The organism is Promicromonospora sp. NPDC023805 (genome assembly GCF_040639635.1).
Lineage (GTDB): Bacteria > Actinomycetota > Actinomycetes > Actinomycetales > Cellulomonadaceae > Promicromonospora.
The window spans coordinates 1-25837 of record NZ_JBFAAH010000042.1; the positions used below are offsets into that span (position 1 = coordinate 1).

26 protein-coding genes are annotated in these 25837 nt (G+C 72.4%); 10 read left to right on the top strand and 16 right to left on the bottom strand.

Annotated elements, in window-relative coordinates:
• Window positions 1-1422, top strand: a 1422-nt coding sequence (locus AB0F70_RS26060) for a CehA/McbA family metallohydrolase (RefSeq protein WP_357455720.1), incomplete at its 5' end; no start/stop codon positions are given.
• Here AB0F70_RS26060 and AB0F70_RS26065 read toward each other — a convergent pair.
• The 6 genes from AB0F70_RS26065 to AB0F70_RS26090 all read right to left on the bottom strand — a co-directional run bounded on the left by AB0F70_RS26065 (window position 1412) and on the right by AB0F70_RS26090 (window position 7261).
• Entirely contained in the window at window positions 1412-2791 is a 1380-nt protein-coding gene (locus AB0F70_RS26065) for an MFS transporter (protein WP_357455723.1), read from the bottom strand. The genes AB0F70_RS26060 and AB0F70_RS26065 overlap by 11 nt on opposite strands.
• 14 nt (window positions 2792-2805) lie before the next feature.
• The gene (locus tag AB0F70_RS26070) at window positions 2806-3618 is read right to left on the bottom strand and encodes a ChbG/HpnK family deacetylase (protein WP_357455727.1); all 813 of its coding nucleotides are present in this window, start codon (window positions 3616-3618) and stop codon (window positions 2806-2808) included.
• 49 nt (window positions 3619-3667) lie between these two features.
• On the bottom strand, window positions 3668-4225 hold the full coding sequence (locus AB0F70_RS26075; protein WP_357455730.1) for a hypothetical protein: 558 nt from the start codon (window positions 4223-4225) through the stop codon (window positions 3668-3670).
• Between the two features lie 266 nt (window positions 4226-4491).
• Complete coding sequence (locus AB0F70_RS26080) at window positions 4492-5235, bottom strand: hypothetical protein (protein WP_357455733.1); 744 nt, start codon at window positions 5233-5235, stop codon at window positions 4492-4494.
• Window positions 5236-5396: 161 nt separating this feature from the next.
• A complete protein-coding gene (locus AB0F70_RS26085) occupies window positions 5397-6107 on the bottom strand; it encodes an FMN reductase (RefSeq protein ID WP_357455736.1) in 711 nt (236 codons plus the stop codon).
• Window positions 6104-7261 (bottom strand): LLM class flavin-dependent oxidoreductase, encoded by a 1158-nt coding sequence (locus AB0F70_RS26090; protein WP_357455738.1) that lies wholly within the window; start codon window positions 7259-7261, stop codon window positions 6104-6106. The genes AB0F70_RS26085 and AB0F70_RS26090 overlap by 4 nt, the downstream gene beginning before the upstream one ends.
• A 335-nt stretch (window positions 7262-7596) precedes the next feature.
• Between AB0F70_RS26090 and AB0F70_RS26095 the strand changes: the two genes are divergently transcribed.
• Window positions 7597-7941, top strand: a complete 345-nt coding sequence (locus AB0F70_RS26095) for an RNA polymerase-binding protein RbpA (protein WP_026365682.1) — start codon at window positions 7597-7599, stop codon at window positions 7939-7941.
• A gap of 117 nt (window positions 7942-8058) precedes the next feature.
• Here the strand turns inward: AB0F70_RS26095 and lnt are convergent, their stop codons facing one another.
• The 9 genes from lnt to AB0F70_RS26140 form a co-directional block, all read right to left on the bottom strand.
• The gene (lnt, locus tag AB0F70_RS26100) at window positions 8059-9273 is read right to left on the bottom strand and encodes an apolipoprotein N-acyltransferase (protein ID WP_357455743.1); all 1215 of its coding nucleotides are present in this window, start codon (window positions 9271-9273) and stop codon (window positions 8059-8061) included.
• Window positions 9219-9623, bottom strand: coding sequence for a hypothetical protein (locus AB0F70_RS26105; RefSeq protein ID WP_357455746.1), 405 nt, complete (start codon window positions 9621-9623; stop codon window positions 9219-9221). The genes lnt and AB0F70_RS26105 overlap by 55 nt, the downstream gene beginning before the upstream one ends.
• Window positions 9624-9670: 47 nt before the next feature.
• Window positions 9671-11446 carry an amidohydrolase family protein gene (locus tag AB0F70_RS26110; RefSeq protein WP_357455749.1) on the bottom strand — a complete coding sequence of 592 codons (1776 nt, stop codon included), beginning with the start codon at window positions 11444-11446 and terminating at the stop codon, window positions 9671-9673.
• 82 nt (window positions 11447-11528) lie between these two features.
• A complete protein-coding gene (locus AB0F70_RS26115) occupies window positions 11529-14492 on the bottom strand; it encodes a DEAD/DEAH box helicase (protein WP_357455753.1) in 2964 nt (987 codons plus the stop codon).
• A 79-nt stretch (window positions 14493-14571) separates the two neighbouring features.
• Window positions 14572-15345, bottom strand: a complete 774-nt coding sequence (gene tatC / locus AB0F70_RS26120; protein ID WP_357455756.1) for a twin-arginine translocase subunit TatC — start codon at window positions 15343-15345, stop codon at window positions 14572-14574.
• A gap of 3 nt (window positions 15346-15348) precedes the next feature.
• Window positions 15349-15648, bottom strand: a complete 300-nt coding sequence (gene tatA / locus AB0F70_RS26125; RefSeq protein WP_357455760.1) for a Sec-independent protein translocase subunit TatA — start codon at window positions 15646-15648, stop codon at window positions 15349-15351.
• Between the two features lie 194 nt (window positions 15649-15842).
• Window positions 15843-16082, bottom strand: coding sequence for a hypothetical protein (locus AB0F70_RS26130; RefSeq protein WP_357455763.1), 240 nt, complete (start codon window positions 16080-16082; stop codon window positions 15843-15845).
• A 104-nt stretch (window positions 16083-16186) separates the two neighbouring features.
• Complete coding sequence (locus tag AB0F70_RS26135) at window positions 16187-17227, bottom strand: WYL domain-containing protein (RefSeq protein WP_357455767.1); 1041 nt, start codon at window positions 17225-17227, stop codon at window positions 16187-16189.
• Window positions 17220-18365: a WYL domain-containing protein gene (locus AB0F70_RS26140; protein WP_357455770.1), complete on the bottom strand. Its 1146-nt coding sequence runs from the start codon at window positions 18363-18365 to the stop codon at window positions 17220-17222. Before AB0F70_RS26140 ends, AB0F70_RS26135 begins: the two co-directional genes overlap by 8 nt.
• Before the next feature lie 34 nt (window positions 18366-18399).
• On the opposite strand from AB0F70_RS26140, the gene AB0F70_RS26145 reads away from it, so the two are divergent.
• The 8 genes from AB0F70_RS26145 to AB0F70_RS26180 all read left to right on the top strand — a co-directional run bounded on the left by AB0F70_RS26145 (window position 18400) and on the right by AB0F70_RS26180 (window position 25141).
• A complete protein-coding gene (locus AB0F70_RS26145) occupies window positions 18400-19635 on the top strand; it encodes a DUF3866 family protein (RefSeq protein WP_357455773.1) in 1236 nt (411 codons plus the stop codon).
• Window positions 19632-20378 carry a DUF4129 domain-containing protein gene (locus AB0F70_RS26150; RefSeq protein ID WP_357455776.1) on the top strand — a complete coding sequence of 249 codons (747 nt, stop codon included), beginning with the start codon at window positions 19632-19634 and terminating at the stop codon, window positions 20376-20378. Before AB0F70_RS26145 ends, AB0F70_RS26150 begins: the two co-directional genes overlap by 4 nt.
• Window positions 20375-20872: a hypothetical protein gene (locus AB0F70_RS26155; protein WP_357455779.1), complete on the top strand. Its 498-nt coding sequence runs from the start codon at window positions 20375-20377 to the stop codon at window positions 20870-20872. Before AB0F70_RS26150 ends, AB0F70_RS26155 begins: the two co-directional genes overlap by 4 nt.
• Entirely contained in the window at window positions 20865-21887 is a 1023-nt protein-coding gene (locus AB0F70_RS26160; RefSeq protein WP_357455782.1) for a MoxR family ATPase, read from the top strand. The genes AB0F70_RS26155 and AB0F70_RS26160 overlap by 8 nt, the downstream gene beginning before the upstream one ends.
• On the top strand, window positions 21884-23296 hold the full coding sequence (locus AB0F70_RS26165; protein ID WP_357455785.1) for a DUF58 domain-containing protein: 1413 nt from the start codon (window positions 21884-21886) through the stop codon (window positions 23294-23296). Before AB0F70_RS26160 ends, AB0F70_RS26165 begins: the two co-directional genes overlap by 4 nt.
• Window positions 23293-23901: a hypothetical protein gene (locus AB0F70_RS26170; protein ID WP_357455788.1), complete on the top strand. Its 609-nt coding sequence runs from the start codon at window positions 23293-23295 to the stop codon at window positions 23899-23901. Before AB0F70_RS26165 ends, AB0F70_RS26170 begins: the two co-directional genes overlap by 4 nt.
• 26 nt (window positions 23902-23927) lie before the next feature.
• Window positions 23928-24440, top strand: a complete 513-nt coding sequence (locus AB0F70_RS26175; RefSeq protein ID WP_357455791.1) for a DNA starvation/stationary phase protection protein — start codon at window positions 23928-23930, stop codon at window positions 24438-24440.
• Between the two features lie 68 nt (window positions 24441-24508).
• Window positions 24509-25141 carry a GNAT family N-acetyltransferase gene (locus tag AB0F70_RS26180; protein ID WP_357455794.1) on the top strand — a complete coding sequence of 211 codons (633 nt, stop codon included), beginning with the start codon at window positions 24509-24511 and terminating at the stop codon, window positions 25139-25141.
• Window positions 25142-25212: 71 nt separating this feature from the next.
• On the opposite strand, the gene AB0F70_RS26185 is transcribed toward AB0F70_RS26180, so the two are convergent.
• Window positions 25213-25818 carry a tyrosine-type recombinase/integrase gene (locus AB0F70_RS26185; protein ID WP_357455797.1) on the bottom strand — a complete coding sequence of 202 codons (606 nt, stop codon included), beginning with the start codon at window positions 25816-25818 and terminating at the stop codon, window positions 25213-25215.
• Between the last annotated feature and the right edge of the window lie 19 nt (window positions 25819-25837).

Consider the following 25837-nt stretch of genomic DNA (forward strand, 5'->3'; position numbering starts at 1 on the left):
CGCACCCACCACAGGAACCACCACGAGCACCACCACGAGCACCACCAACGGAAGGAGCGGGTCATGATCGACGACGTACCAGGTACGTCGAGTCAGGGCCGCAGGACCGGCACACCGCTCGTGCTCGGCTCCGAGCCGTCGCGGACGCCCTACGCTCGCTGTGTGACCAGCGAGGAGCGCCGCCTGCGGCTGTCGATCGACGACCAGATCGAGAACCGGTACCTCGAGGTGCCGTTCGAGATCCCGGCGGGACGCGCTGCCGGCGCACTCGAGGTCACCCTCGCCTACGACCGGGACGCCGCGGTGATCGACCTGGGCTGCCGCGACCCGGAACGCTGGCGCGGGTGGTCGGGCGGCGCCCGGTCCCGCTTCGTGATCACGCCAGGTGCCGCGACTCCCGGGTACGAGCCCGGCGAGCTGGTTCCCGGCCGGTGGGCGGTGGTCCTCGGTCTGCACGGGCTGCCGGCCGAACCCGTCGACGTCACCGTCACGATCGCCACAGGGGTCGACGCCGGCGTGGTCGAGGACGAGCCGCCCGCCCCACCCCCGCCATCGGGCAGCGGGGCTGAATCCAGGGCAGGGACCAGCCGCACCCGCCTGGGGCGGGACCTGCCCGCGCCGGACGGCCTGACCTGGTTCGCGGGCGACCTGCACGCGCACACCACGCACTCGGACGGGACGCTGAGCATCGCGCAGCTCACGGCGGCCGCAGCGGGCCGGGGCCTGGACTTCCTCGCGGTGACCGACCACAACACCGTCTCCCACCACGCGCATCTGCCGGGTGTGGGCGCCGCGTACGACGTATGCCTCCTGCCGGGGCAGGAGGTGACCACGCATGCGGGCCATGCGAACGCGTTCGGCGACATCGGCTGGGTGGACTTCCGGCGTCCGGCGGCGCAGTGGCTGTCCGACGTCGAGGAGCGCGGCGGCCTGCTGTCCGTGAACCATCCGGTACAGGACGACTGCGGGTGGCTCCATCCCGTGCAGACGGGGTTTCTCGAGCTGTGGCACATCTCGTGGTTCCTCGACCTGACGGCGACGGGACCGTGGGCCTACCTGCGGGCGTCGGCCGGCCGGCCCATCCTGCTGGGCGGCAGCGACTTCCACACACCCGACCAGGGTTTTCCGCCCGGCACGCCCACCACGTGGGTCGCCGCCGAGGACCGCACGCCGGAGGCGATCCTGGACGCCGTCCGGCAAGGGCGGACCGCTATCAGCCGCTTCCCCGGGCCGGGCGAGCCCGTGCTCGTGCGGGTGGGCGGCGATCTGGTGGCCGTCGACGCGGACGGCACGGTGCTGGTGGACGTGACGGGCCGACGGCGTCGCGTGCGCGGCGACCGGGTGGTCTTCCCTGCGCCGTCCGAGCCCGGGCCGTACCGGCTGGAGGCCCCCGACCGCACGCTCCTGGCGATCAGCGCCTGACCGGCTCCGGACCGTACGGCGAGCCCGTCTCCTCCGGTCCAGGCTCCGGCAAGCCGGTCTCCTCCGGAGCGGCCGGCAGCCTGATGAACCGCGACACCGTCGTACCGATCACGAGCAGCGCGAACGGGTACAGCGACAGGTAGACGCGGAACGCCTGCCCCGGGTCGGGCCCAGGGTCCGCACCGGAGCGGTAGCCGAACCACAGCGCCAGCGATGCCAGCGCCCCGGCCGTCACCAGTCCGTTGAGCCGGCCCAGCACCCCGAACGACGCCAGGAAGAGGCCGCTGCGGTGTGTGCCGTGGCGGGCGGCGTCGGCGTCGAGCACCCGGGCGATCACCAGGTCGTTCGTCGCAAGCACCCCCGAGTAGCCGACGGCGACCGCGAGCCCGGCCAGGATTCCCGTGAGCAGGTCTGTCGCGAAGTACATCGGCACGAAGCCGACGGCCGCCACCGGCAGCGCGAGCCGCCAGGTCCACGCGGCCCCCTTGCGCCGCACGACGGCGGCCCACACGCTCAGCATCCCGATCGCCACCACGATCACGACCAGCTGCAGGATGCTCGCGTCCAGTGCCGAGCCATTCAGCGTGTGGTGCACGTACAGCTGCAGGCCACCGAGGACCAGCGCCATCGCGGAGCCGTAGCAGGCGTTCACGATCCCGACCGTCCAGAAGTGCGACGTCGACAAGATCTGCCGGACCGACCGGAAGAACAGCGGCTTCGGCTCCGCGTCGAGCGCGGGGTCCTCCCGCACACCGAACGCCGTCCACAGGATCACGGCCGCCGCCACGACCGCGAAGATCACCGCCAGGCGCCCGTAGCCGACCGTCGAACCCTCGGTGCCCAGCACGTTCCGCGCCAGGACGGGCGTCAGCGCCAGCGCGATCACGAGCGCGATGAGCTGGGCGCCCTGCCGCACGGCGTTCGCCGTCGCCCGCCGCCGCTCGTGCGTGAACAGCTCGGGCAGCAGCGCACCGTAGCTCGCGTTGATCAGGGAGTCGGCCATCTCGGTGGTGATCGCGAACACCGCGAACCACACCGCGAGCCCCACCGCGGAGTCGGCCACCGGTCCCGGGACGGAGAACAGCGCGACGGTCGTGACCGCCAGCACCAGCGCGCCGGTCACCAGGTACGGCCGGCGCCGCCCCCACCGCGACCGCGTCCGGTCCGACAGGTACCCGAACAGCGGGTTGTCCAGCGCGTCGAGCACCCCGTAGACCGCGTACACGGCCGCGTAGACGACGGCGTCCAGGCCGAGCAGCTCCACGTACACGTAGAGCATCGAGCCCTTGACGAGGTTGATCGGCAGCGAGGTGCCGAACATGCCGATGCCGTAGCGCATCGGCGACGTCCTTGCAGGCTCGGCGTCCACGTCGGCGAGCCTACTCACCACGCGGCAACCAGGTCGATGCCCTGCCGCTCGATCTCCCGGATGAAAACCGGATCGCCCAGCAGTCGCAGCTCCCACGTCCGCTTGCGCCACCACCCCGCGGACAGCTCCCGCAGGCGCGGCGTGTCCGGAGCCGGATGCAGAAAGATCTCGCTGGTCCCCTCGGGCAGCCGCTCCAGCAGCCGCAGATAGTGGTCACGCAGCGTCGCGTAGTCGCGGGCTTCCGCGTCGCCGCCCCGGTGCGTGGCGATGGCCCGCGGCAGGCGCACCCCTGCGGCGTCGGCCGCAGCCACGGCGCTCGCGTGCCGCTCCCGCACGACGGCCGTGGCCAGCAGGGGGTCGTCGTCCCCGTACAGCTCCAGGCCGCGGGGCAGGCGGAAGGCCAGGCCGCGCCGTGCGCACACCGCTATCGCCTCGGCGAGGTAGGAGCGGCCCAGCAGCCCGTAAAGCGTGCCCTGGTGGGAGTCGAGGCGGTCGGGCGGTGGCGAGCCGACGGCGGACGTGGCCCGGGCCAGGGCGTCGATCTGGCCGGTGACCCGGTCGGCGACGTCGTCGAAGCCGCCCTCTGGCGCGGGCGTCGGAAGCACGACGTGCACACCGGGTGCGACGTCGGGGGCCGCGCGGGAGAGCACCTCCACGGCACGTGCCGCGCCCGGGTTCTCGAGGTCCTCGGGCGGATCGCCCTCGACGTGTGCCGTGATGACGCCGACCGCCGTCAGCGGCGAGCCGGCCAGCAGGGCGGCGATCTCGCGGTCGGCGTCGGGGTCGGTGCCCGCGTCGTCCGCGGTGAGCACGAGGCTGCGCGTCATACGCCCAGTCTGGCTCAGGCGGAGCGGGCAGGCTCAGCAGTAGGGAAGGTCAGTAGCTGCCGATCACGCTCGTGCCGAGAGACTCCTCGGCCTCGCCGAGCTCCACCTCGAGGGCCCACGGCGTGGTTACGTGCGGGATGGCCGCAGGGACGCAGGGCAGCATCGACGCGTGCAGGGTCAGGCTCGTACCCAGCGTGTCGGCGCGCCAGACGCCGGGGCCGACGATCTCGAACTCCCCCGCCCCGGTGCGGTGCAGCACGACTACGTACTCGTGGCCGTCCCGCAGGATGGCGGCCAGCCCGGCTCCGGGTGGCGACTCCGCTGACCCGACCTGGGTGACGGCGAGGTGGGCATTCTTCGAGACCACGCCCAGCAGCACCTTGCGCAGCCTCAGCTCGGTGCGGGTGTACGGCACCCTGTCGACGACGTCGACCGCCGAGTCGCCCGCCTGCACGACTGCCACGACGTCGGCGTCCGCGACGAGCTGCTCGACCGTCTCGTAGTCCTCGGGTGCGGTGAAGCTCGCGGCTGCCTGGTCGCTCATGCAGCCACCGAGGAGCCCGATCACGCTGATCACGCCGAGGGTTGCCATCACCTGCCGTCGCATCGCTGGTGCTGCCTCCCTCGTCCTGGCCGCCAGGTGCCTCGTTCGGCGCCTCTCGTTGGAGAGAGGGACAGGACGCGGCGCCTGGTGCACTCGGTTCACGAGCCCATGCCGCGCGCTCGTTCGTGCAACGAATGTTCCTCCGCAGTACGAACACGGGACAAGGGCTCACGGGGGCGAACAACGACTACGGAGCGAGGGAGATTGCCGCGATGCGGAAAAGTGACGGGCACGCCGAGGACCAGCCCGATCCGGTGGGCTGAACCCGGTCAGGCGGCGTGCGCCCTGCCGATCGCGCGGACCAGGCCCGACGTCGAGATGGAGCCCTTGCGGTAACGCTCCACCGCGGTGACGAGCGCCTCGCTGACGTCACGCGGCACGTGGTACGACCGACTGACGGGGTGCCAGATCTCGCGTTCGAAGACGGCGGTGCGCCGCGCGGGCCCGCGGAAGAGGCGCCCTGCGAGTGCTGGGGGCGCCGGGACCGGCCCGGCGGCCGGAAGTGCCGGAGGGCCGGGCGGGGCGGGGACCGGTGCCGGAGGGCCAGGTACCGGTGCCGCTGCCGGGGGTGCCTGCACCGACGTGACCTGCACCGACGTGCCCTGTGGCGCATTCGCCACGGGGTGGTCCGCGAGGCGCGATGCACGGTAGCGGGCGCCGGGGTTCCAGCGGAGCGTGGGTACGGGCGGCCTGGTGGGCTTCACACCGCTGGTCTCCCGGCGGGGTGCGGGCGCATCGTACGGCTCGGCGGTGACCGTACCTGTATCCGTACCTGTGTCCGTGGTGGTACCGGCAGACGGGACGGCAGCCGCGACAGCAGTGGAGTGAGCGATCGCGCCGACGGCGGAACTGGCGGTCGAGCTGGCAGCCGCCTGCTCCGCGTGGGCCTTGCGCAGCGCCGCCACTATGCGGGCGACGCGTCCGGTGTCGGCCTCCAGGTAGGGGGCGTGCGATCCCTGAGGGCTGTCGGCGCTCGAACCGTCCGAGGCCTGATTCTCCGTACCGTCCGCCATGACAGCTCCCTCACCCATCGTTCCGGCCACGACCAGCGGCGACCGCTGTCCCATATGTTCCCCGCCCGGCCCGGGGCATGCAAGCCCCGGGCGTGACTCCCCGACCAGGGCTGCTGCCCGGTCGACGCCTGATCGCTGCCCGGTCACCACCTGGTCGCTGCCTAGTTGCTACCGCGGTCGCCGCCCAGCATGTCCAGGAAGCTCGGGGTGCTCGCGAACGGGTCGGCGGGCTTGGCGTGCTCCCCGCGGGAGAACACGAGGGTCGCGAGGGACCGGCCGGCCCGTTCGATGCGCTGCGGCAGGGAGCTGCCCCCGTCGTCGTGCCCGGTGCCTGCGGCCTGCGCCCAGTCGTCGGTGGCCGCGAAGACCGACGTCGTGACGACGTCGGCCCGCAGGTAGGTGAACAGCGGCCGCAGCGAGTACTCGAGCGCGAGCGAGTGGCGCGGTGTGCCGCCCGTCGCGCCGAGCAGCACCGGCATGCCCGTGAGGGCTTCCTTGTCGAGGATGTCGACGAAGGACTTGAACAGCCCCGAGTAGGTGGTGGTGAACAGCGGGGTGACGGCGATGACGGCGTCGGCCTGCGTGATCGTCTCGATGGCGCGGGCGAGGTCGCCGGTGGGGAAGCCGGTGAGCATCGCGTCGATGATCGCGTGACCGTGGTCGCGCAGCTCGACGACCTCTACGGTCACGTCCTGGCCGAGGGCCTCGAGCTCGCGCACCGTGGCGTCCGCGAGGCGGTCCGCCAGCAGGCGCGTGGACGACGGCTGTCCCAGCCCGGCGTGCACGACGGCGACGGTGCGGTGGTCCCGCTCCTCGGCCCCGGCAGTCTCGGTCTCGAACTTGATCTCGAGCTTGCTCTCGAAGTCGGTCATGACAGCGCCTCCTCGGCCAGCTTGCCGGTGTACTCGTCCCCGCCGTCGCCGACATGGGTGGCGCCCGCCGCGTTCTTCGCGCGCGCCGCGGCGACCCGCTCGGTGTGCGTGGGCGGGTTCGCCGGCACGTCGGCCGGGCGCTTGGCGTCGGCGATCTTCCGCAGCTCGGGCACGACGTCGGAGGCCAGCAGGTCGATCTGCTCGAGGACCGTCTTGAGCGGCAGGCCCGCGTGGTCGACGAGGAACAGCTGGCGCTGGTAGTAGCCGACGTCGTCGATGAACGAGCCGTACCGGTCGATGACCTGCTGCGGCGACCCGACGGTCAGCGGCGTGTCCCGCGTGAAGTCCTCCATGGAGGGGCCGTGGCCGTAGACGGGCGCGTTGTCGAAGTAGGGCCGGAACTCGTCCCAGGCCGCCTGGCTGTTCTTGCGCATGAACGCCTGCCCGCCGAGGCCCACTATCGCCTGGTCGGCGCGGCCGTGGCCGTAGTGCTCGAACCGCTGGCGGTAGAACGCGACCATCTGCTTGGTGTGGCTCATGGGCCAGAAGATGTTGTTGTGCAGGAACCCGTCGCCGTAGTAGGCGGCCTGTTCGGCGATCTCGGGGCTGCGGATCGAGCCGTGCCACACGAAGGGCGGCACGCCGTCCAGCGGCCGGGGTGTGGCGGTGAAACCCTGCAGCGGGGTGCGGAACTTGCCCTCCCAGTCCACGACGTCCTCGGTCCACAGGCGCCGCACGAGCGCGTAGTTCTCGATGGCGAGCGGGATGCCCTGCCGGATGTCCTGCCCGAACCACGGGTACACCGGACCGGTGTTGCCGCGACCCATCATGAGGTCCATGCGGCCGTCGGAGATGACCTGGAGCATCGCGTACTCCTCGGCGATGCGCACCGGGTCGTTGGTGGTGATCAGCGTGGTCGCCGTGGACAGCGTGATGTTCTTGGTGACGCCGGCCAGGTAGCCGAGCATCGTCGTCGGGCTGGAGGCCACGAACGGCGGGTTGTGGTGCTCACCCGTGGCGAAGACGTCCAGACCCGCCTCGTCGGCGTGCTTGGCGATGGTGAGCATCGCCCGGACGCGTTCGGTGTCGTCAGGGGTGTGCCCCGTGGTCGGGTCCGTCGTCACGTCGCTGACACTGAAGATCCCGAACTGCATGATGCCGCGCTCCCAAGGTCGTGTGCTGCTGGTCCGTGCTGCTGAGCTGCTGCTCTTCCAGATGTCCATGCAGATGCATGCACGTCGGCCTCAACCTGCTGCTAATGTCGATTGTTCCCACCGAGCCTGCTCCCACCGGCCGGGACGCACGTGAGATCGGGCACATCAGCGCCCAGTTTGCCCGGAGTGCGCTTGCGGGCGCACCTCCGACGCGTAGCCTGATCAGACGGCTGGAAAATAGACGGCTGGAACGGCTGGAACATCACAGAGGGTCCCCGCGTTGGCACTACGGACCTTTTTCCGCCACCAATCCCGACAACCCTCTGGAGGACATCGTGCCCGACCGGTCCCTGCGCGGTATGAGCATCGGTAGTAAGAGCATGGAGTCCGACGAGGGCGTTGACTTCGCCCCTCGGTTCCAGGCCTACTACGACTGCCCCAACGGCCACACCATCATTCTGCCCTTCGCCACTGACGCGGACGTACCCCCGATCTGGGAGTGCCGCTGCGGCGAGGAGGCCCTGCTGCGCGACGCCGAGAAGCCGGAGCCCAAGGCGACGAAGCCCCAGCGCACCCACTGGGACATGCTCCTGGAGCGCCGCACGGTGAAGGAGCTCGAAGACCTGCTCGACGAGCGCCTCGAGCTGCTGCGCGCCGGCAAGCTCCGCCGCTCCGCCTGACGCAACGTCGCAGAGCAGCACCTGATAGCAGTGCCTGAAAGCAGCTGAACGACCGTCGGGTCCGGACCACATGGTCCGGACCCGACGGTCGTTCTCGCGCCTACCGGGTCCCGGGTCCTACGCCTGCCGGGGCTTGCGCCCGTCGATCAGACCCGCCACGACCAGGGCCACCGCGAGACCACCGACCACCCAGCCCGGCCAGTACCCCGCAGCCACCGCGGGCGTGGTCGACGACCGCAACGGCAGGTGCGTCACGAACTCGTCAGCCGTGAACAACCCCGTACGCCGCACCACCGTGCCGTCCGGCGTGATCACCCCCGACACACCCACCGTCGAGATCTGCACCGCCGCCCGGCCCGTCGTGATCGCCTGCAACCGCGACATCGCCAGCTGCTGCGTCGACTCCGCCGTGAACCCGAACGACGCATTGTTCGTCGGGATCACCAGCACCTGCGCACCCTCCAGGACCGCGTCCCGGACGATCTCGTCGTACGCCACCTCGAAACAGATGATCGTCCCCATCCGGTACCCGCCCTGCCCCAGCCGGCTCGGCACCTCCACGACCGGCGGATTCACCCCCGCGATCATGTCCGTCGTCACCCGGTCCACCTGATCCGACAACAGCCGCAGGAACGGCCGCATCGGGATGTACTCACCGAACGGCGCAGGATGCTGCTTCGCGTACCGCCCGATCACACCGCTGCCCGCCTGCCACAACAGCGACACGTTGTACCGCCCACCCGACTCCGGGAACTCCTGCGCCCCCACCAGGATCGGCGCCCCCACCGCCGTCGCCGCCGCGTCCAGCCCCCGCGCGACGTCCGGCGTCGTCTGCGGGTCCAGATCGCTGCCGTTCTCCGGCCACAGCACCACGTCCAGCTCACCCGCGAAGTCCTCCGCCAGCGTGTACGTACCCTCCAGATGGTTGTTCAGCACCTCCGCCCGGTTCGCGAACGCCCCAAGACCCGGCTCCCCCACGTTCCCCTGGACCGCACCCGCCCACAACGTCCCGTCCTCCGCCAGATCACTCCCCGCGTCGTACACCTCGCTCCCGTCCGGCGTCTCGACGACGCCGGCGCTCGCGGACGTCGCGAGCGGCAGCACGAGCGGCGCGACGGCGACCGCGAGACCCAGCGCGAGGGCTCCCAAGGGGCGCCCTACCTCGGGCCAGGGCCGGCTTCCGGAACCTGTGCCGTGCTGGCTCCGGTCTCGGACCGCGCGGACCAGGCCCGCGACGCCCAGGGCGAGGAGCACGCCCGCGAACGCGACCAGCAGGCTCACGGCGACGGTGCCGCCCAGCCAGGCGGCGCGCCCGGTCGGGGTGCCCGCCATCGACCACGCGAGGCGGCCCCAGGGGAACCCGCCGAACGGGGTACCCAGGTCCACAGGACGCCGAACGCCGCGAGGAACAGGGCCTCCACCGTCGACATGGCGATCCATGGCGCGGTCTCGGTCGACTCGTGCGCCCACCACAGGTGAGGCAGGAAGAACGCGAGGCCGAACAGGAGACCGATCAGGAAGTTCCACCAGGCGCTGTCCCGGCCGAGCGACCAGTACAGGACGGCGACGGCGACAAAGGCGGCGGGCCACGCTCCGGCGTCGGGGAACGCGCTCCAGAGGAGGAGGCCGCCGGGCACCGCGAGGAACAGGGACAGCAGCCGGGACGGCTCGGGCGGACGCACGCCCGCAGCCTACCGCCGGCCCTTGCCCCTGGTTGTGGGCGGGTCTGTCAGAACGTGTCGTGGAGGATGACGCCGTCGCGCATCGTGTGCAGGCATTCCGGTGCGACGGCGTCCGGGGCGAGGTCGGGCAGCAGGGGCGTGCCCGCGCGGGCCTCCTCGCTCCAGGAGCTGAGGCGGCCGGGCGCGGCCTGTACGCCGAGCCGTTCGGCCCGCCAGACGGCGAGGTGCGCGGGCGCGCCGACCCGCAGCTGCCCGGCGCCCGTGTGGTCGAGGCCGGCGAGGCGCCAGCCGCCACGGGTGTGGGCGCGGAACGCGGCACCGGCGGAGATGCGCTGGTCGGGGTCCTCGTGGCTGGTCGCCGCGCGCACGCCCTGCCAGGGGTCCACGGGGGTGACCGGGGTGTCGGACCCGAACGCGAGCGGCACCCCGGCCTGGGCGAGGTCGGCGAACGGCATGAGCGCTCCGGCGCGCAGAGGACCGAGGCGGGTCGCGTAGACGCCCTTGCTGCCGCCGAAGGACGAGTCGAACGCCGGCTGGACCGACAGGCCGACGCCCTGCGCGAGGAGTGTGGCGAGCGTCGTCGCGTCGACGAACAGCCCGTGCTCGATGCGGTGGTGCGCGGCGCGTACGGCGCTGTCGCCGGTCAGCTGGGCGGCGATCTGGAGCCCGAGGACCATGGTGTCCATCGCGCGGTCCCCGATGACGTGGAACGCACCCTGCATGCCCACGCCCTGGACGGCGGCCAGGTGGTGGGCGATCTGCTCGGCGGACAGGTACAGGTTGCCGGTCCACGGGCTGCCGTCGGCGTGGGTCAGCGCGCCGGCGAACGACCCGGACGAGGGGTCCAGCGGCAGGTCGGAGTAGGGGCTGCGCAGGGCGGCGGTGCGGGACCCGATGGAGCCGTCGACGTTGAGGTCCCCGCCGATCCCGGTGAGGAACGGCAGCTCGGCGAGGAGCGCGCGGGCCTCGTCGGTGGTGCGGCAGAGCTCGCCGCGGTAGGCGACCAGGTGTGGCAGGGCGGGCACGTCCGGGTCGGCCACGGCCTGCGCGCTCATCGTCGTCATGGCGTACAGCTCGGTGAGGCCGGCGCGGGTGTCGAGGTGCGCGCCACTCATCTCGTGCACGGACACGATGCCGCGGGCCGCCCACGCGGCGAGGGTCTCGCGGTAGAGGCGGGTGCGGCGTTCGGGGGAGAGCGTATGGGCGACGGCGCGCACCGTGTGGTGCAGGTCGGCGGTGACCAGGCCGGTGTCGACGGGGGCGTCGGACCAGCCGGAGCCGGACATGCCCATGCCGGTCCAGGCGGGGTCGCGTTCGATGCCGGCGCGGGCGGCCATCGTGCTGGAGACCACCGCCGAGTGCACGTCGACGCGTGCCGCGTAGACGGGGCGGCCGCCGCAGGCGTCGTCGAGCTGCTGCCGGGTGAACGTGCGCTGCTCGGGCCACGTCTGCTCGTCCCAGCCGAAGGCGAGCAGCACCTGGTCACCGGACGGGTCGGCGGCGGCCAGCCGCCGGGCGCCCTCGTTCAGGGCGGCCAGCGCGTCGGCGAGGGAGTGCACTCCCCCGGCGGGCGTGAGGTCCACGGCGTCGCTCGCCAGGCCGGTCTCCAGCACGTGGGCGTGCGCGTCGACGAACCCGGGGGTCACCAGCGCGCCGTCCAGGTCGATCACTCGGTCCGCGCGGGCGGCGAGTCCCGCGGCGGTGTCGTTCGCTCCGAGCCACGCCACCACACCGTCGTCGACGAGGATCGCCTCGGCGAAGGGGTCCGCCGACGAGTGGATGACGCCGTTGCGGTACAGGATGGATCGGGCGGGCTGGCTCACGGTGGAAATCGTATGCGATCAGCCCGCCCGGCGCGGCCCTCAGGGGGCTATGCGGGACCGGTCAGTGCTGGACAGGTGCTGGTCAGAGGCTCGAGTACGCCACCACCCCGCGCAGCACCGCGTCCTGCGCCTTGCGGGCCGTGGTGCGCAGCTTGTCCGACGGCGCCGCGCCGGCGAGCTGGTCGAGCACGTCGATGACCTGCTTGCACCAGCGCACGAAGTCGCCGGCGGCGAGGTCGGAGCCGCGCAGCACGCTGTCCAGGTTCTTGCCGGACGCCCACCGGTGCATCGCGCCGACCAGCCCGAGGTCGAGCGCGCCGGTGGCCTCGATGCCGTGCGCCTCCTCGAGGTCGTCGACCTCGGACCAGACCCGCTGGGTCTCGTCCAGCACGGCGGCCAGGCGCCCGGTGGGGCCGCCGGGGATGTACGGGTCGGGGGCGTCGTCGCGCCGTGACTGGTACACGACGGTGGAGACGACGGCGGCCAGGCCTGCCGGGTCGAGGCCGTCCCACGCCCCGCGGCGCAGGCACTCGGCCAGGAGCAGGTCGTTCTCGGCGTAGAGGCGGCGCAGCCAGCGGCCGTCGTCGGTGACCCGGATCCTGCCGGACTCCTGCAGGCCGGTGCCTGCGTCGGTGCGGGCGTCGGTGCGCTGCAGGTAGCCGAGGGTCAGCAGCACGTCGAGGGTGCGGTCGAACGTGCGAGCGATGGAACCGGTGCGGCCCTCGACGCGGCGCACGAGCTGGTCGTGCTCCCGCTTGAGCTTGTTCCAGCGTTCCGCCCACCGCGCGTGGTCGTCGCGTTCGGGGCAGGCGTGGCACGGGTGCGCCTTGAGGGCCTTGCGCAGCCGGGCGAGCTCGGCGTCGGTCGCGGCGTCGGACCGTCGTCCGACCGGGGACCTGCCCCCGCGTGCGGCGGCGCCGGTCCGCTGACCAGGCGGGGTGCTGGTGGAGTGGGCGGAGGGGACGTCGTCGGCGAGGGCGCCCAGCGCGTTGCGCATGGAGGAGACGAGGTCGCGGCGGGCGTCGGGCTTGCGGGGGTTGAACGCCTTGGGGATCTTGACGGTCGTGACGGTCTCCAGGCCGGCGGGCGCGTCGGCGAGGGTCAGCTTCTTGACCTGGCGTTCCTGGGTGAGCACCGTGGGACGCGGCCCGTCGAACCCGCCGGGTTCGCCCGGGTCGAGCACGAGGACGTAGCCGCGTCGTCGTCCGGTCGGGACCTCGACGACGTCGCCGCGGCGCAGCTGCTCCAGGGAGGCCACGATCTGTGCGCGTTCGGCGCCGGACGCGGCGCGCGACAGCTCCTTCTCGCGGTCCTTGATGGCGCGGCGCAGGTCCATGTACGCGCCGAAGTCACCTTCGGTGCAGGACATGGCCTTGGCGTACCCGTCGAGGGCCTCGGCGTGCGCCTGGGCCTGCTTGGCGAGACCGACGACGCCGCGGTCGGCCTGGAACTGCGCGAAGGAGGTCTCCAGGACCTCGCGGGCGCGGTCGCGGCCGACCTGGGCGACGAGGTTGACGGCCATGTTGTACGTGGGCCGGAAGCTGGACTTGAGCGGGTAGAGGCGCTTGGACGCGAGGCCGGCCAGCGCCACGGGGTCAAGGGCGGGGTGGTCGACGACGACGGCGTGGCCCTCGACGTCGATGCCGCGGCGGCCGGCGCGGCCGGTGAGCTGCGTGTACTCGCCCGGTGTGACCGGGACGTGGCTGGTGCCGTCCCACTTGACGAGCTTGTCCAGGACGACGGACCGGGCGGGCATGTTGATACCCAGCGCGAGGGTCTCGGTGGCGAACACGACCTTGACGAGGCCGCGCGAGAACAGCTCCTCGACGGTCTCCTTGAACACGGGGAGCATGCCGGCGTGGTGGGCTGCGACGCCGCGGGCCAGGGCCTGCGACCAGGCCCAGTAGCCGAGCACGTCCAGGTCCTCGGGCGGGAGGGCGGTGGTGCGCTCCTCCACGATGGACCGGATGGTCGCTTCCTCCTGCGGGGTGGTCAGCCGCAGCCCGGCCTTGAGGCACTGGTCGACGGCGGCCTCGCAGCCCGCGCGGGAGAACACGAAGTAGATCGCGGGCAGCAGGGCGTCGGCGTTGAGCGCGTCGACGACGATGAACCGCGGCGGGGTGCGCCGGCTCGGGCCGATGCCCCCTGAGCTGTCGTCGCTGCGGCGTGAGTCACCGCCGCGGTACCCGCGTCCCCGACCCGCGCCCCGGCCGCGTCGTCCGCCGGGGCCGCCGCGGTAGTCGCCGGGGCGGTTGCCGCCGCGCCCGGACCGGAAGGCGGCGGACAGGTCGGGGTTGATGGGCGGGTTGGTGCCGGGGTCGGTCGGGTCGACGTGCCCGTCGTACAGGTCCAGGAGGCGCGGCTTGCCGCGCGGCTCCTGGGAGGACATGAGGACGTGCTGCCACAGGGGTACGGGCCGGCGTTCGGAGACGACGACGGCGGTGTCGCCGCGCACCATCTCGAGCCAGTCGCCGAACTCCTCCGCGTTGGACACCGTCGCGCTCAGGGAGACGAGCTGCACGTCGTCGGAGAGGTGGATGATGACCTCTTCCCAGACCGGGCCGCGGAAGCGGTCGGCGAGGTAGTGCACCTCGTCCATGACCACGTACGCCAGCCCGTCCAGGGTGGCGGACCCCGCGTAGAGCATGTTGCGGAGCACCTCGGTGGTCATGACCACGATCGGCGCGTCGCCGTTGATGGTGGTGTCCCCGGTGAGCAGACCGACGTTGTCGATCCCGTGCCTGCGCACGAGGTCGGCGTACTTCTGGTTGGAGAGGGCCTTGATGGGCGTGGTGTAGAACGCCTTGCGGTCCGAGGCCAGAGCCAGGTGGACGGCGAACTCGCCGACTACCGTCTTGCCCGCTCCGGTGGGGGCCGCCACGAGCACGGCGCGGCCTTGTTCGAGGGCCTCGCAGGCCTGCACCTGGAAGTCGTCGAGCTCGAATCCGATGACCTCCCGGAAGCGGGTCAGCTCGGGGTGCTCGGCCGCTGAACGGCTCTGTGACCGGAAGGCCGTGTACCGCTCGGCGGGGCTCAGGTCGCTCATGGGCACAGCCTACGGTCACTCACCGACAGCCCCGGGTGCGACAGGCCAGCACCCGGGGCCGTGGGTCAGAGCCTGTGGGTCAGAGCTCGGCGGCAGCGAGCCGCTTCTCGACGCGACTGTCGTGCAGGTGCGCGACGCCGACGGCGGCGAAGTAGAGCACGCAGATCGGCAGGGCGACGAGGATCATCGTCATGGCGTCCGGTGTCGGCGTGATGATCGCCGCGAACGTGAACGCGACGAGGATCGCCCACCGCCAGCCGGCCAGCAGCGCCTTGCCGGTCAGGATGCCCGCGAAGTTCAGGCCCACCAGCAGCACCGGGGACAGGAACGCGAGCCCGAACGCGATGAGCAGCCGCATCACGAGCGACAGGTACTCCTGGGCGTTGGTGAACGCCGTCGCGTCGTCCGGCAGGAACCCGGACAGGATCTCGATCGCGTGCGGGAACACGAGCCATGCCATGTACGCGCCGCCGAGGAACAGCGGGAACGCGGCACCGACGAACCCGTACGCGTACTTCTTCTCGTTCTTGTTCAGGCCCGGGGTGATGAACGCCCACACCTGGTAGAGCCACCAGGGGCAGGTGAGGAACACGGCGAGGAACAGGGACGACTTGATCTTCAGGTCCAGTGCTGCCATCGGACCGGCGAAGTTCAAGGTCATCTCGTTGCCGCGCAGCTCCTCCGCCACCACGAGGGGTCGCTGGAGCAGGACCAGCAGCGGGTCGTAGAGCAGCCATCCGGCGATGGCGCCGACCACGAGGCCGACCGCTATCAGGACGAATCTCTTGCGCAGCTCGAGCAGGTGCGCGAGCAGAGGCATGCGGCCGTCGGACGGCCGCTCAGTGCGTGCCACCGATCAAGCCTTGGGGATGTCGCGGTCCCTGTTGGAGATCAATCCAGGTACGTCGTCGGTGCTCGAGCTCGCGCCCGGTCCCGCGGTCGAGCTCGGGCTCGAGGTGGTGGTACCGCCCGGGGCGTCAGCAACGTTGCTGTTCGCGTTCCCGGAGCCGTCCTCGCGCAGGTCCTTGACCTCCTTCTTGAAGATCTTCATCGACTGGCCGACGCTCTTGGCCAGGCCCGGCAGGCGGGAGGACCCGAAGAGCAGCAGGACGACGACGAGCAGGACGATCCAGTGCCACGGCTGCATTACGCCCATGGTGACTCCTTACGGTGCGGTACCGATACGCGGTGTGGTGCGGATATGACCGATCCTACGCGGACACGGGGGGCGCAAAGGTAGCCCTCCGGTGGACTGCAGGTGGCCGCGGCCGTGAACGCGCGCAGGATCGGCGCTGGAACGGCGCAGATCTGGGCCTGAGCCGTTGCCTGAGGCGTTGATTGCCCGCCGGTTCAGTCGTTGAAGTGCTTCCACTTCTGCCAGGTCACGACGTGCCGTGCCCGGCGCGCGTCCTTGCGCCCGGTACGGGCGGTGCGCTGCGCGTTGACGCGCTGGTAGTGGATCGTCACGTCGTCGAACAGGCTGGGGCCGGCGTGCCGCGTGGTCGCGGCCTCGCGTGCCCGGTCGGACAGCTCTTGCAGCCGGTCGCTCGACTCGCCGATGCGGCGCGACGCTCGTCCCAGCTCTTCCATCAGACCCTTTGCCGACCGCCAGAGAGAGCGAGCGAGAAAGAACGCTCCGACGAGGCTGCCTACGATCAGCAGGGTCCATACCCAGAACCACATGGTCGCCAAGCCTAGTAGGAATTCGGCGATGTGGCTGCGTCTCGGGTCGCCGGGTCTGTTTCGTGCCCTGTTTCCTGCCCTGTTTGGTAGAGGGCCAGCGCCTCGGCGGCGGTCCCCGCGACGTCGTCGGCCAGGGAACTGGGCGAGACGGACCGCACGTACGGGGCGAGCTGGATGAGGGTGCTGCGCAGCCAGCCCGGGTTGGTGACGCGCAGGGTGACCTCGAAGTCGCCGTCGGGCAGGTTGCGTACCGACTCGACGGGGACCTCCTCGGCGAACCACCGCGCCCGCGGTGCGAACCGGATGGTCGCCAGCGGCGAGGACCCGCCGGCGAACAGGGCGGCGAAGTCGATCTCGGCCGCACGCTCCCCCACGCCCGGGTGGTCCTGCACGGGCACGTCGGTCTCGGTGGCCTCCAGGATGCGGTCCACCCGGAAGGTGCGGGGCGCCGCGGCGCGGTAGCACCAGGCGGCGAGGTAGGCGAACTCGTCCTGCGTGTGCAGCCGCACGGGGTCCACGTCCCGTTCGCTGACGACGTCCGAGGAGGTCACGTACCGGATCCGCAGACGGTGGCGGGCGGTCAGCGCGGACGTGATCGCGGACACGACCTGCCGGTCCCCGCCGGGGGCGAGGCGGACGTCGACGGCGTTCGCTGCCTCGCCGGTCGCGTCGGTGAGCTTGCGCAGCGCCGACTCGACGACGGCGGACCGGGCGGGGTCGGCCTGGACCGCGCCGGTGGCCTTCATGGCGCGCAGCGCGGCGACCAGCGCGACGGCCTCCCGGGTGCCGAGCCGCAGCGGCCTGGTCATGCCGCGCGCCTCGGTGAGGTGCACGACGCCGCGGTCGATGGACGCGGCGTCGAAGTCGATGAGGTCGTCGGGCCAGTACCCGGGGGTGCCGGAGACCCACAGGGCGTCGACGTCCTTCTGGATCTGTGCGGGCGTGGTCCCGAACCGCCTGGCGAGGTCGGCCACGGACACCGGCCCCGCGCCGTCGAGGTAGGCGACGATGCCCAGCAGGCGCAGCAGCCTGTCGTCCGCGCGCTCAGCCACGGGACGCCCCCATCGGTGTTCCCGTGCCGGCAGAGCCGGTGCCCAGTGCTGCCGCAGCGGTGAGCCTGCGCAGCGTCTCGTTCCGTACCGGTTCGGGTTCGAGCACCACCAGCGCCGCCCCGTACCCCGCGGCCTCGGACGCCATGCCGGACAGGGACCGGTAGGGCACCTCGAGGATGTCCCACCCTGCGTGATCGCCCGCACGTTCCCCGGCCCCGCCACCGGCAGGTCGCGGCAGGCGCTCGCTGTAGGCCTCGCGCTCGCCCTCGGGTACCGGTTTGGCGCGGGCGCGCAGGGCTCCGGCGCGTTCGGGGCGGACGGCGACCACCGCCGCCCGGACCTCGCCGTGGGCCTTGCCGAGCATGACGTCGGTCTCGAAGTCGGGAATCGCGTAGGAGCCGGAGGGGCCGGTGATGCGTACGCGGGACTCGATGCGGGACATGCGGAACACGCGGGGGGCCTGCCGGTCGCGGTCGAAGCACATGAGGTACCAGCCGCCGTCACGTGCCGCTATGCGCCAGGGTTCGACGTGCCTGGTCAGCACCGCGCCGTTGTACGCGGCCCGATAGCTGAACGTGACCGCGCGGCGCGCCTCTATCGCCTCCATGAGGGGGCCGTAGGCGTCGCCGACGGCGCGAACGGACGGTGCGAGGCCGGCCAGGGCGTCGACGGAAGGGTCTCCGGCGCCGGCGGCACGCAGCTTGACCATGGCGCGGTTGATGTCCGTCTGCAGGGTCTTGTCCTGCCAGAACTGGGCGGCGAGCGACAGCACGCCGAGCTCGGCGGGGGTGAGGTCGATCGGGGGCAGGGCGTAGGCGTCCTGGTCGATCCGGTACCCGAGCTCGTCGGTGTGCCCACCGGTCCCGACCGTCACCACGGGTATGCCAAGAGCCCGGAGCATGTCCTTGTCCCGCTCGAACATCCGCTCGAACGCCTCGCCGCTGGGCGCGTCGGCGTACCCGGCCACCGCGGTGCGGACCTGTTGCTTGGTCATCGCGGCGTTGGTGTTCACGAGCGCGATGACAAGGTTCAGGAGCCGCTCGGCGGGGTTCAGGCCGGGCGACTGGCCCACTGGCTGAGCGGACGGCGGGGCGGGTGACGGCGCGGGCTGCGCGCTGGGGGGCGGGTCGATGGACATCAGGACAACGGTAGCGTTCGGTAGCCTCCACCCTGTGATGACGTGGCGGATCGGGACCGTGATTTCCACAGGCAGGTCGTGGCGGGGCGCACGCGAGCTCGAGGTGACGCTCGACCGCCCCCTGCCTGGGCGCGACGCCGCTGGGCCGGTGACAGAGCCGGCGACAGGGCCGGTGACGGTGCGCGCCCTCGCGTACACCGACCTGGTGGGTGACCCCGGGCCGGGCGACGCGCTGCTCCTGAACGTCTCCGCGCTCGCGCGCGGACTGGGCACCGGAGGGTACGCACTGGTGGTGGGTCCCGCCTCGGCCGGCACTCCCCTGCCACCCGACCCCGCCCCAGGACCGGGGCACCTCGTCAAGGCCCGGTACACGCCCCTGCAGACCATGGTGCTCGGCGTCGACGAGCAGGAGTCGCCCCACCACGCGACCCTGGCCGACGCCGACAGCCTCGACGGCATGCCAGTGGTCGTCGCGGACCTGCACTCCGCGCTGCCCGCCGTCGTCGCCGGGCTGCGGCACGCCCACGCGGCCGCCGTCGGCGGGACATCGACCGGCAAAGTGGCCGGCCTGCGGATCGCCTACGTCATGACCGACGGCGGTGCGCTGCCCGCCGCGTTCTCCCGCACGATAGCCGCCCTGCGCGACGCCGACTGGCTCACCACGTGCGTCACCGTCGGCCAGGCCTTCGGCGGCGACCTCGAGGCCGTCACCGTGCACACCGGCCTGCTCGCGGCCCGGCACGTCGCCGGGTGCGACGTCGCCGTCGTCGCCCAGGGACCCGGCAACCTCGGGACCGGGACCCGCTGGGGCTACTCCGGCGTCGCCGCCGGTGAAGCGGTCAACGCCGCCGCCACCCTGCGCGGGCGCCCCGTCGCCTCCCTGCGTGTATCCGGGGCCGACCCCCGCGACCGCCACCTCGGCATCTCCCACCACTCCCTGACCGCGTACACCAGGGTCGCGCTCGCACCCGCCGACGTCCCCGTCCCAGTACCCGACACCGACCTGGAGGACCTGCCCACCTGGGGCGCCCCCCTCACCCAGCGGATCCGCGAACAGGCACAAGACCTCGCCGGTACCCGCCACACCCTCGTCGACGTCCCCACCGACACCACCCTCCTCGACACCCTGCGCACCGCACCCGGCGGACTGCGCACCATGGGCCGCGACCTCGACGCCGACCCCGCCTCCTTCGTCGCGGCAGCCGCGGCGGGCATCCACGCCCACCACCTCACCACCAGCCAGCCCACCAGCCCGGCCCGCACACCATGAAGCCCACCACCCGCCTGGCCATCACCATCCTCCTGGTCACCGTCGTGGTACTCGGCGCAGCCACCGCAGCCCCCTGGCGCTTCAGCCCGCCCCACCTGCCCACCCCGGAGCTCTCCATGCCCCAACAGCAGCCACCACCGAGCCCCGATGCCAGCGCCAGCCCACAAGCCCAGCCCACCGACGAACCCACCCCCGACAACCGCTGGGTCACCCTCATCACCACAGTCCTCATCGGCCTCCTCATCGCAGCCCTGCTCGGCTTCGCCGCCCGCAAGCTCCTCACCATCCTCCGCGGACAGATCGACACCACACCCGACAAGCTCACCGGCGGCACCGGCACCGCAACCCCCGACGACGCCGTCGACCTACCAGAGCTCCAGGACGCCGTCACCCGCGCCCTCGCCCACCTCGACGGACACGCCCGCCCCCGCGACGCCGTCGTCGCCGCCTGGGTAGCCCTCGAAGAAGCCGCAGCCCGCGCAGGCGCCCACCGCGACCCCGCCCAGACCCCCACCGAGTTCACCGGCACCGTCCTCGCCAAGACCCCCGCACCACCAGCCGCAATCGCCCGCCTGCGCACCCTCTACCAACGCGCCCGCTTCACCGACCGGCCCATCGACCGAACCGCCGTCGCCCAGGCCCGAGCGGCGCTCGCGGACATCGCACGCAGCCTCGACGTCGACGACCCCGCAGCCGACCCCACCACCGGCCCCACCACCGACAGCGAACAAGGCCGAACATGAGGTCCTGGAACTGGCGACGCGTCACCACCGTCACCGTCGTCGCAGGCCTGGCCGCCGCCGGACTCGCCTACTGGAACGTCGTCGACCCGTGGCACGCCCTCGCCGCAGCAACCGTAGCCACCACGATCAGCATCCTGTGGTCCGCCACCGACACCACCATCCCCGACCCCCAATGGCCCGACCTCCCCATCGAGGCACGCGCCGGCGGACGCAACGACGTCTCCGACCTCGGCTGGTCCGTCTTCGGCCGCGACGGCCGCGTCACCGACCGGGTAGTCCGCCGCATCCGGGCACTCGCCGCCGACCGGCTCCGCGCACACGGCATCGACCCGTCCGACCCCGCAGCCGAACCCGACGCCGAACGACTGCTCGGCGCTCGCGTCCTGCACCAGCTCAAGTCCCGGCAGCCCCCCACGGCGCGCACCGTGCAGACCTGGCTCGAGGCGATAGACCGCCTCGGCCCAGCACCCATCACCGAGGAGAACAATGCCTGACCGCACCGGCCTTGAGACCGGCCCAGAGACCGGCCCAGAGACCAGCCCCGCACCGCTGCCCGTCGCCGACGTCGCAGCACTGGGTGAGCAGGTCCTCGCCGAGGTGGGCACCGCCGTCGTCGGCATGCGCGAGGCGCTCCAGGTGGCGCTCGCCACCATCCTCGCGGGCGGACACGTCCTCTTCGAGGACGTACCGGGCCTCGGCAAGACCCTCGCCGCGCGCTCGCTGGCCGCCGCCCTCGGTCTCGACTTCGCGCGTCTCCAGTGCACCCCGGACCTGCTGCCCGCCGACATCACCGGCTCCTCGGTCTTCGACCCGGCGACCCGCACCTTCGAGTTCCGCCCCGGACCCGTCTTCACCGGCCTCTTCCTCGCCGACGAGATCAACCGCACCGCGCCCAAGACCCAGTCCGCGCTGCTCGAGGCCATGGCCGAACGACAGGTCTCCATAGAAGGCACCAGCCGCCCTCTGCCCAACCCCTTCCACGTGCTGGCGACCTCCAACCCCGTCGAGTACGAGGGCACCTACCCCCTCCCGGAGGCTCAGCTCGACCGCTTCATGGTCCGCCTCGGCGTCGGCTACCCCGACCGCGCCCAGGAGGCCGAGGTCGTCACCCGCCGCCTCGCCCGGCGACAGGAGGCCACCTCCGTCCGCCGCGTCGTCGATCCCACCACCGTCCGCGCCATGCAGGCAGGGACCGAACAGGTCCCCGTGGACCCCGACGTCGTCCGCTACTGCGTCGACCTCACCGCCGCGACCCGTGGCCACCAGGCCCTTGAGGTCGGCGCCTCGCCCCGCGGCTCGCAGAACCTCGTGCTCCTCGCGCGCGCCGTCGCCGTCCTCGACGGACGTGACTACGTGCTGCCCGAGGACGTCAAGCGCGTAGCCATCCCCGTCCTCGCCCACCGCATCACCCTCACGCCCACCGCGTGGGCGTCGGCCACCCGGCCCGAGACCATCGTCGCCGACCTCCTGCACACCGTCCCGACGCCCGCCACGGTCCCCACCCGATGACCGTCGGCGGCATCATCGTCGCCCGCGGACGGACCTACGGCAGTCCCGTCGACGGCCACCCAGGCTGGCGCCCCACCTCCGCGTACACCGCCGCCGTCACCGTCGGCATCCTCCTGCTCGCCACGAGCGTGCTCGCCGGCCGCGCCGACATCGCGCTCATCGGCATACCCGGCCTCCTCGCCGCCACCTGGGCCCACGCCAGCCGCCCCACCACACCCCTGCGGGCAGACCTCCACGAACCGGCAGGCCCCACCGCCCCGGGCGAGCTCACCGCTACCCTCCGGCTCGCCGCCGGCCCGGGCGAGGGCGCCGACGTCGTCCACCTCCGCATCACCGCCCCCGGGCACCGCACCACCCACCTGACGCTTGCGGCCCGCCCGCAGAATCACGCCCAGAGACAGGCCCAGAAACAGGCTCACGGACAGACTCAGGACCGCGAGGTGCCGCTCGGCCTGTCGTCCGTCCGCACCGGCCCCCAGCAGACCTTCACCGTCGACCTGCGCGGATCCCTGCACGGCGCCTGGGAGGAGGAGCCGACCCAGGTCCGCGCCGCGACCCGCCTCGTCCTGCCCGGCGCCGCCCCGCTCGGCCGCCTGCCCCTGCCGCGACGGCTGCGCGGCCTCACCGGACCACACTCGGCACGCCGCCTCGGCGACGGCACAGAGCTCCGCGACATCCACCCCTTCACACCGGGGGACCGCCTACGCCGGATCGACTGGCGCACCACGGCCCGCCGGTCCCCCGAGCTCGACACCCTCTACGTCCGCCGCACCTACTCCACCGCCGAGGCGACGGCGGTACTCGTCGTCGACTCGCGCGACGAGGTGGGACCCGACGTCCGCACCTGGCGCGGCTACGGCACCATCAGGGTCGACGAGCCGACGTCGCTCGACCTCGCCCGCCACGCCGCGGCCTCCGTCGCCACCGCCCTCGTCGAAGCGGGCGACCGCGTAGGCCTCGAAGACCTCGCCCGCCGGCGCCGTCCGCTCCCGCCATCGGCCGGACGGCGCCACCTCCGCCGCCTCGTGCACGGGCTCGCCCTCGCCCACCCGAAGGACCCGGCGTCGGCACACCGCGTGCGCCCACCCCAGCTCCCGGCCGACGCGATCGTCTACCTCTTCACGACGCTGCTCGACGACGACCCCCTGCACCTCGTCCGCATCTGGCGTGCCGCGGGCCACCCCGTCGTCGTGATCGACACCCTCCCCGACGTCCACCCCGTCATCGAGAGCCATCTCGCGATCGCCTGGCACATCGGCCGCCTCGAACGCGAGGACCGGATCGCCGCCCTCGATGGCGAGGGCATCCCCGTCGTCCGCTGGGCCGGATCTCAACGGGACCAGGCCGCCGTCCGCTTCGAAGCCCTCGCCCACGCAGCCCGCCGCCACATCCCCGGACGCACCCCATGATCCCCAGCTCCCTCACCGAACGGCTCTGGCACCTCAGGCTCCGCCTCGACGACCCCGGCCGGCGCCCCCTGCCCGCCGTCACGGTCGAGACCGGACCGACCCTCCGGGGCTGGACCTTCCGCCTCGCGCTCCTCGTCCTCACCCCGCTCCTGCTCTTCACCGCGGCCGGCCGCACCCCCGACGTCCCCCTCGGGGTCACCGCGACCATCGCCTTCCTCGCCACCGGCCTCCTCGTCGCCCACCCCACCCCCGCCACGGCCGGCGGCGTCATCGTCGTCGCCACCGTGCTCTTCTGGGGCTTCACCACCGAACCCTTCGACCCCTGGGCCCTCGTCGTCGCCCTGCTCGCCCACTTCCTCGCACGCGCCACCTGGTGGGCCGCCCACGTCCCGCCCGACGGACACACCGAGCTCGCCGCCCTCCGCGCCGGCTGGCGCCGCGACGCCACGGTCCTCGGCGCCACCGGCCTCCTCGGCGCCCTCGCCATGCTCGCCTCCGGAACCACGACGACCACCGCCGTCCTGCTCGCCGCGCTCGCCCTGGTCGGGATCGCGCTCCTCGCGCTGGCGACCGGCCGACCCTCGCGTGAGGATGGACCGAGCTGACCGATCACCGGAAGAGAGGACCAGGCATGTCCACGAAGCTGCCCCGCTACACCGTCCCGTCCCTCACCCCCGAGCAGGGGGCCGAGGTCGCGGAGATCCTCCAGCAGCGGCTGCACGCGCTGAACGACCTGCACCTCACGCTCAAGCACGTGCACTGGAACGTCGTGGGACCGCACTTCATCGGCGTGCACGAGATGCTCGACCCGCAGGTCGACGCCGTGCGCGCGATGGTCGACCAGATCGCCGAGCGCGTCGCCACCCTTGGCAGCGTCCCGGTCGGGACGCCCGGCGCGCTCGTCGCGGCCCGGAACTGGGAGGACTACCCGCTCGGCCGTGCCACGACCACCAAGCACCTGGCCGCGCTGGACGACGTCTACGAGTCCGTGATCACGGACCACCGCAAGGCCGCCGACGACACCGCCGAGCTGGACGACGTGACGAACGACCTGCTCATCGGCCACCTGCACGAGCTCGAGCAGTTCCACTGGTTCGTGCGCGCCCACCTGGAGTCGGCGTCCGGGGCGATCCCCGAGTCGTGACCGCGGCGGCCTCGCGGCCGCCGGGATCGGCGCGACCACACCCCGGCACTGCAGGCTAGGGTGCCGGGGTGACCGAGCCATTCATCCGCCCGTACGGCGTCGCCGACCGTGCCGACGTCGCCGACATCTGCGTCCGCACCGCGGCGGCCGGCGGCGACGCGCGCGGCGTCTACTCGTCCGACCTGCTCATGCCCGACGTCTACGCGCTCCCCTACGTGGAGCACTCGCCCGACCTCGCGTGGGTGGTCGAGCACGAGGGCCGTGCGGCGGGATATATCATCGGTGTCGCCGACACCCAGGCCTTCGTCGACTGGTGGGCCCGCGAGTGGACGCCGGGCTTCGTCGTCCGGCACCCCGCACCGGGCCCGGCCACCGGCCGGAACCCCGGCTACTCCGAGGCCCAGCTGCTGCACGACGGCGCGGACCCGGAACGCATGGTCCGGGGCCTGCGCCACCGCGAGCTGACGACGCATCCCGCCCACCTGCACATCGACCTGCTGCCGGTGCTCCAGCGCCGCGGCCTGGGCTCCCGCCTCATCGACACCCTCCGCGGCGCCCTCGCGGAGCGCGGCGTGCCGGGTGTGCACCTGGGCTACGCGGCGGAGAACACCGCTGCCCGCCTGTTCTACGACCGCTACGGCTTCACGGAGCTCCCCTCGTCGACCCCGCAGGCCCCGCTCGTGGGTATCTCGACCACGTGACCGTTGAGTGCGGGATATTCGCCCGTCCAAGGCTGTTGGAGGGGCGAATATCCCGCACTCAACGGGACAGGTCAGGGCTCACTTGATGCTTCTATCCATGCTCTTCGGATCTGCTCGAAGCGGGTGGGCAGCGGCGGGCGCAGAGCGCCGTAGCGCGCGTTGGTCCGGTGCACGAACCGTCGCCACGACAGCACCAGCCCCTGCCGGCTGATCGGCAGGCCGGACGCGACGGTCGTCCCGTTGTCGTGCGTGTGGTGGACCGTGAGCAGCAGCGCCCTCGGCACCGAACCCTCGAGCTCTGCCGCGAGCTCCTCGCGCACGACCATCCAGTGCTTCAGCAGCACGACGAGGTCGGCCGGCAGCAGGTGGCGCCGCGGCGTGCGGTGCTTACCGTGCCGCACCAGCACGCTGCCGTCCGAGGTCTTCGCCCGGGCCGGCCCGAGATCGATGTCCTCGACGCGCACCCGCAGCAGGTCCCCGTACCGGGCGCCCGTCGCGCGCACCAGGCCGGTGATCACCGCGAGCCGCACCGCCTCGGGCTTCGCGGCCGTCCGCATCGCCTCGGTGGAGAGCTCACGCCAGACCCACTCGGCCTCCTCGAGGCTCACTGGCGGCCGCGGATAGCGGGCGAGCTCCCCACTCCTTGCCTGTGGTGAGGTTGCGTCGGTACTGGTCATGGTTGGAATGTACGCTTGG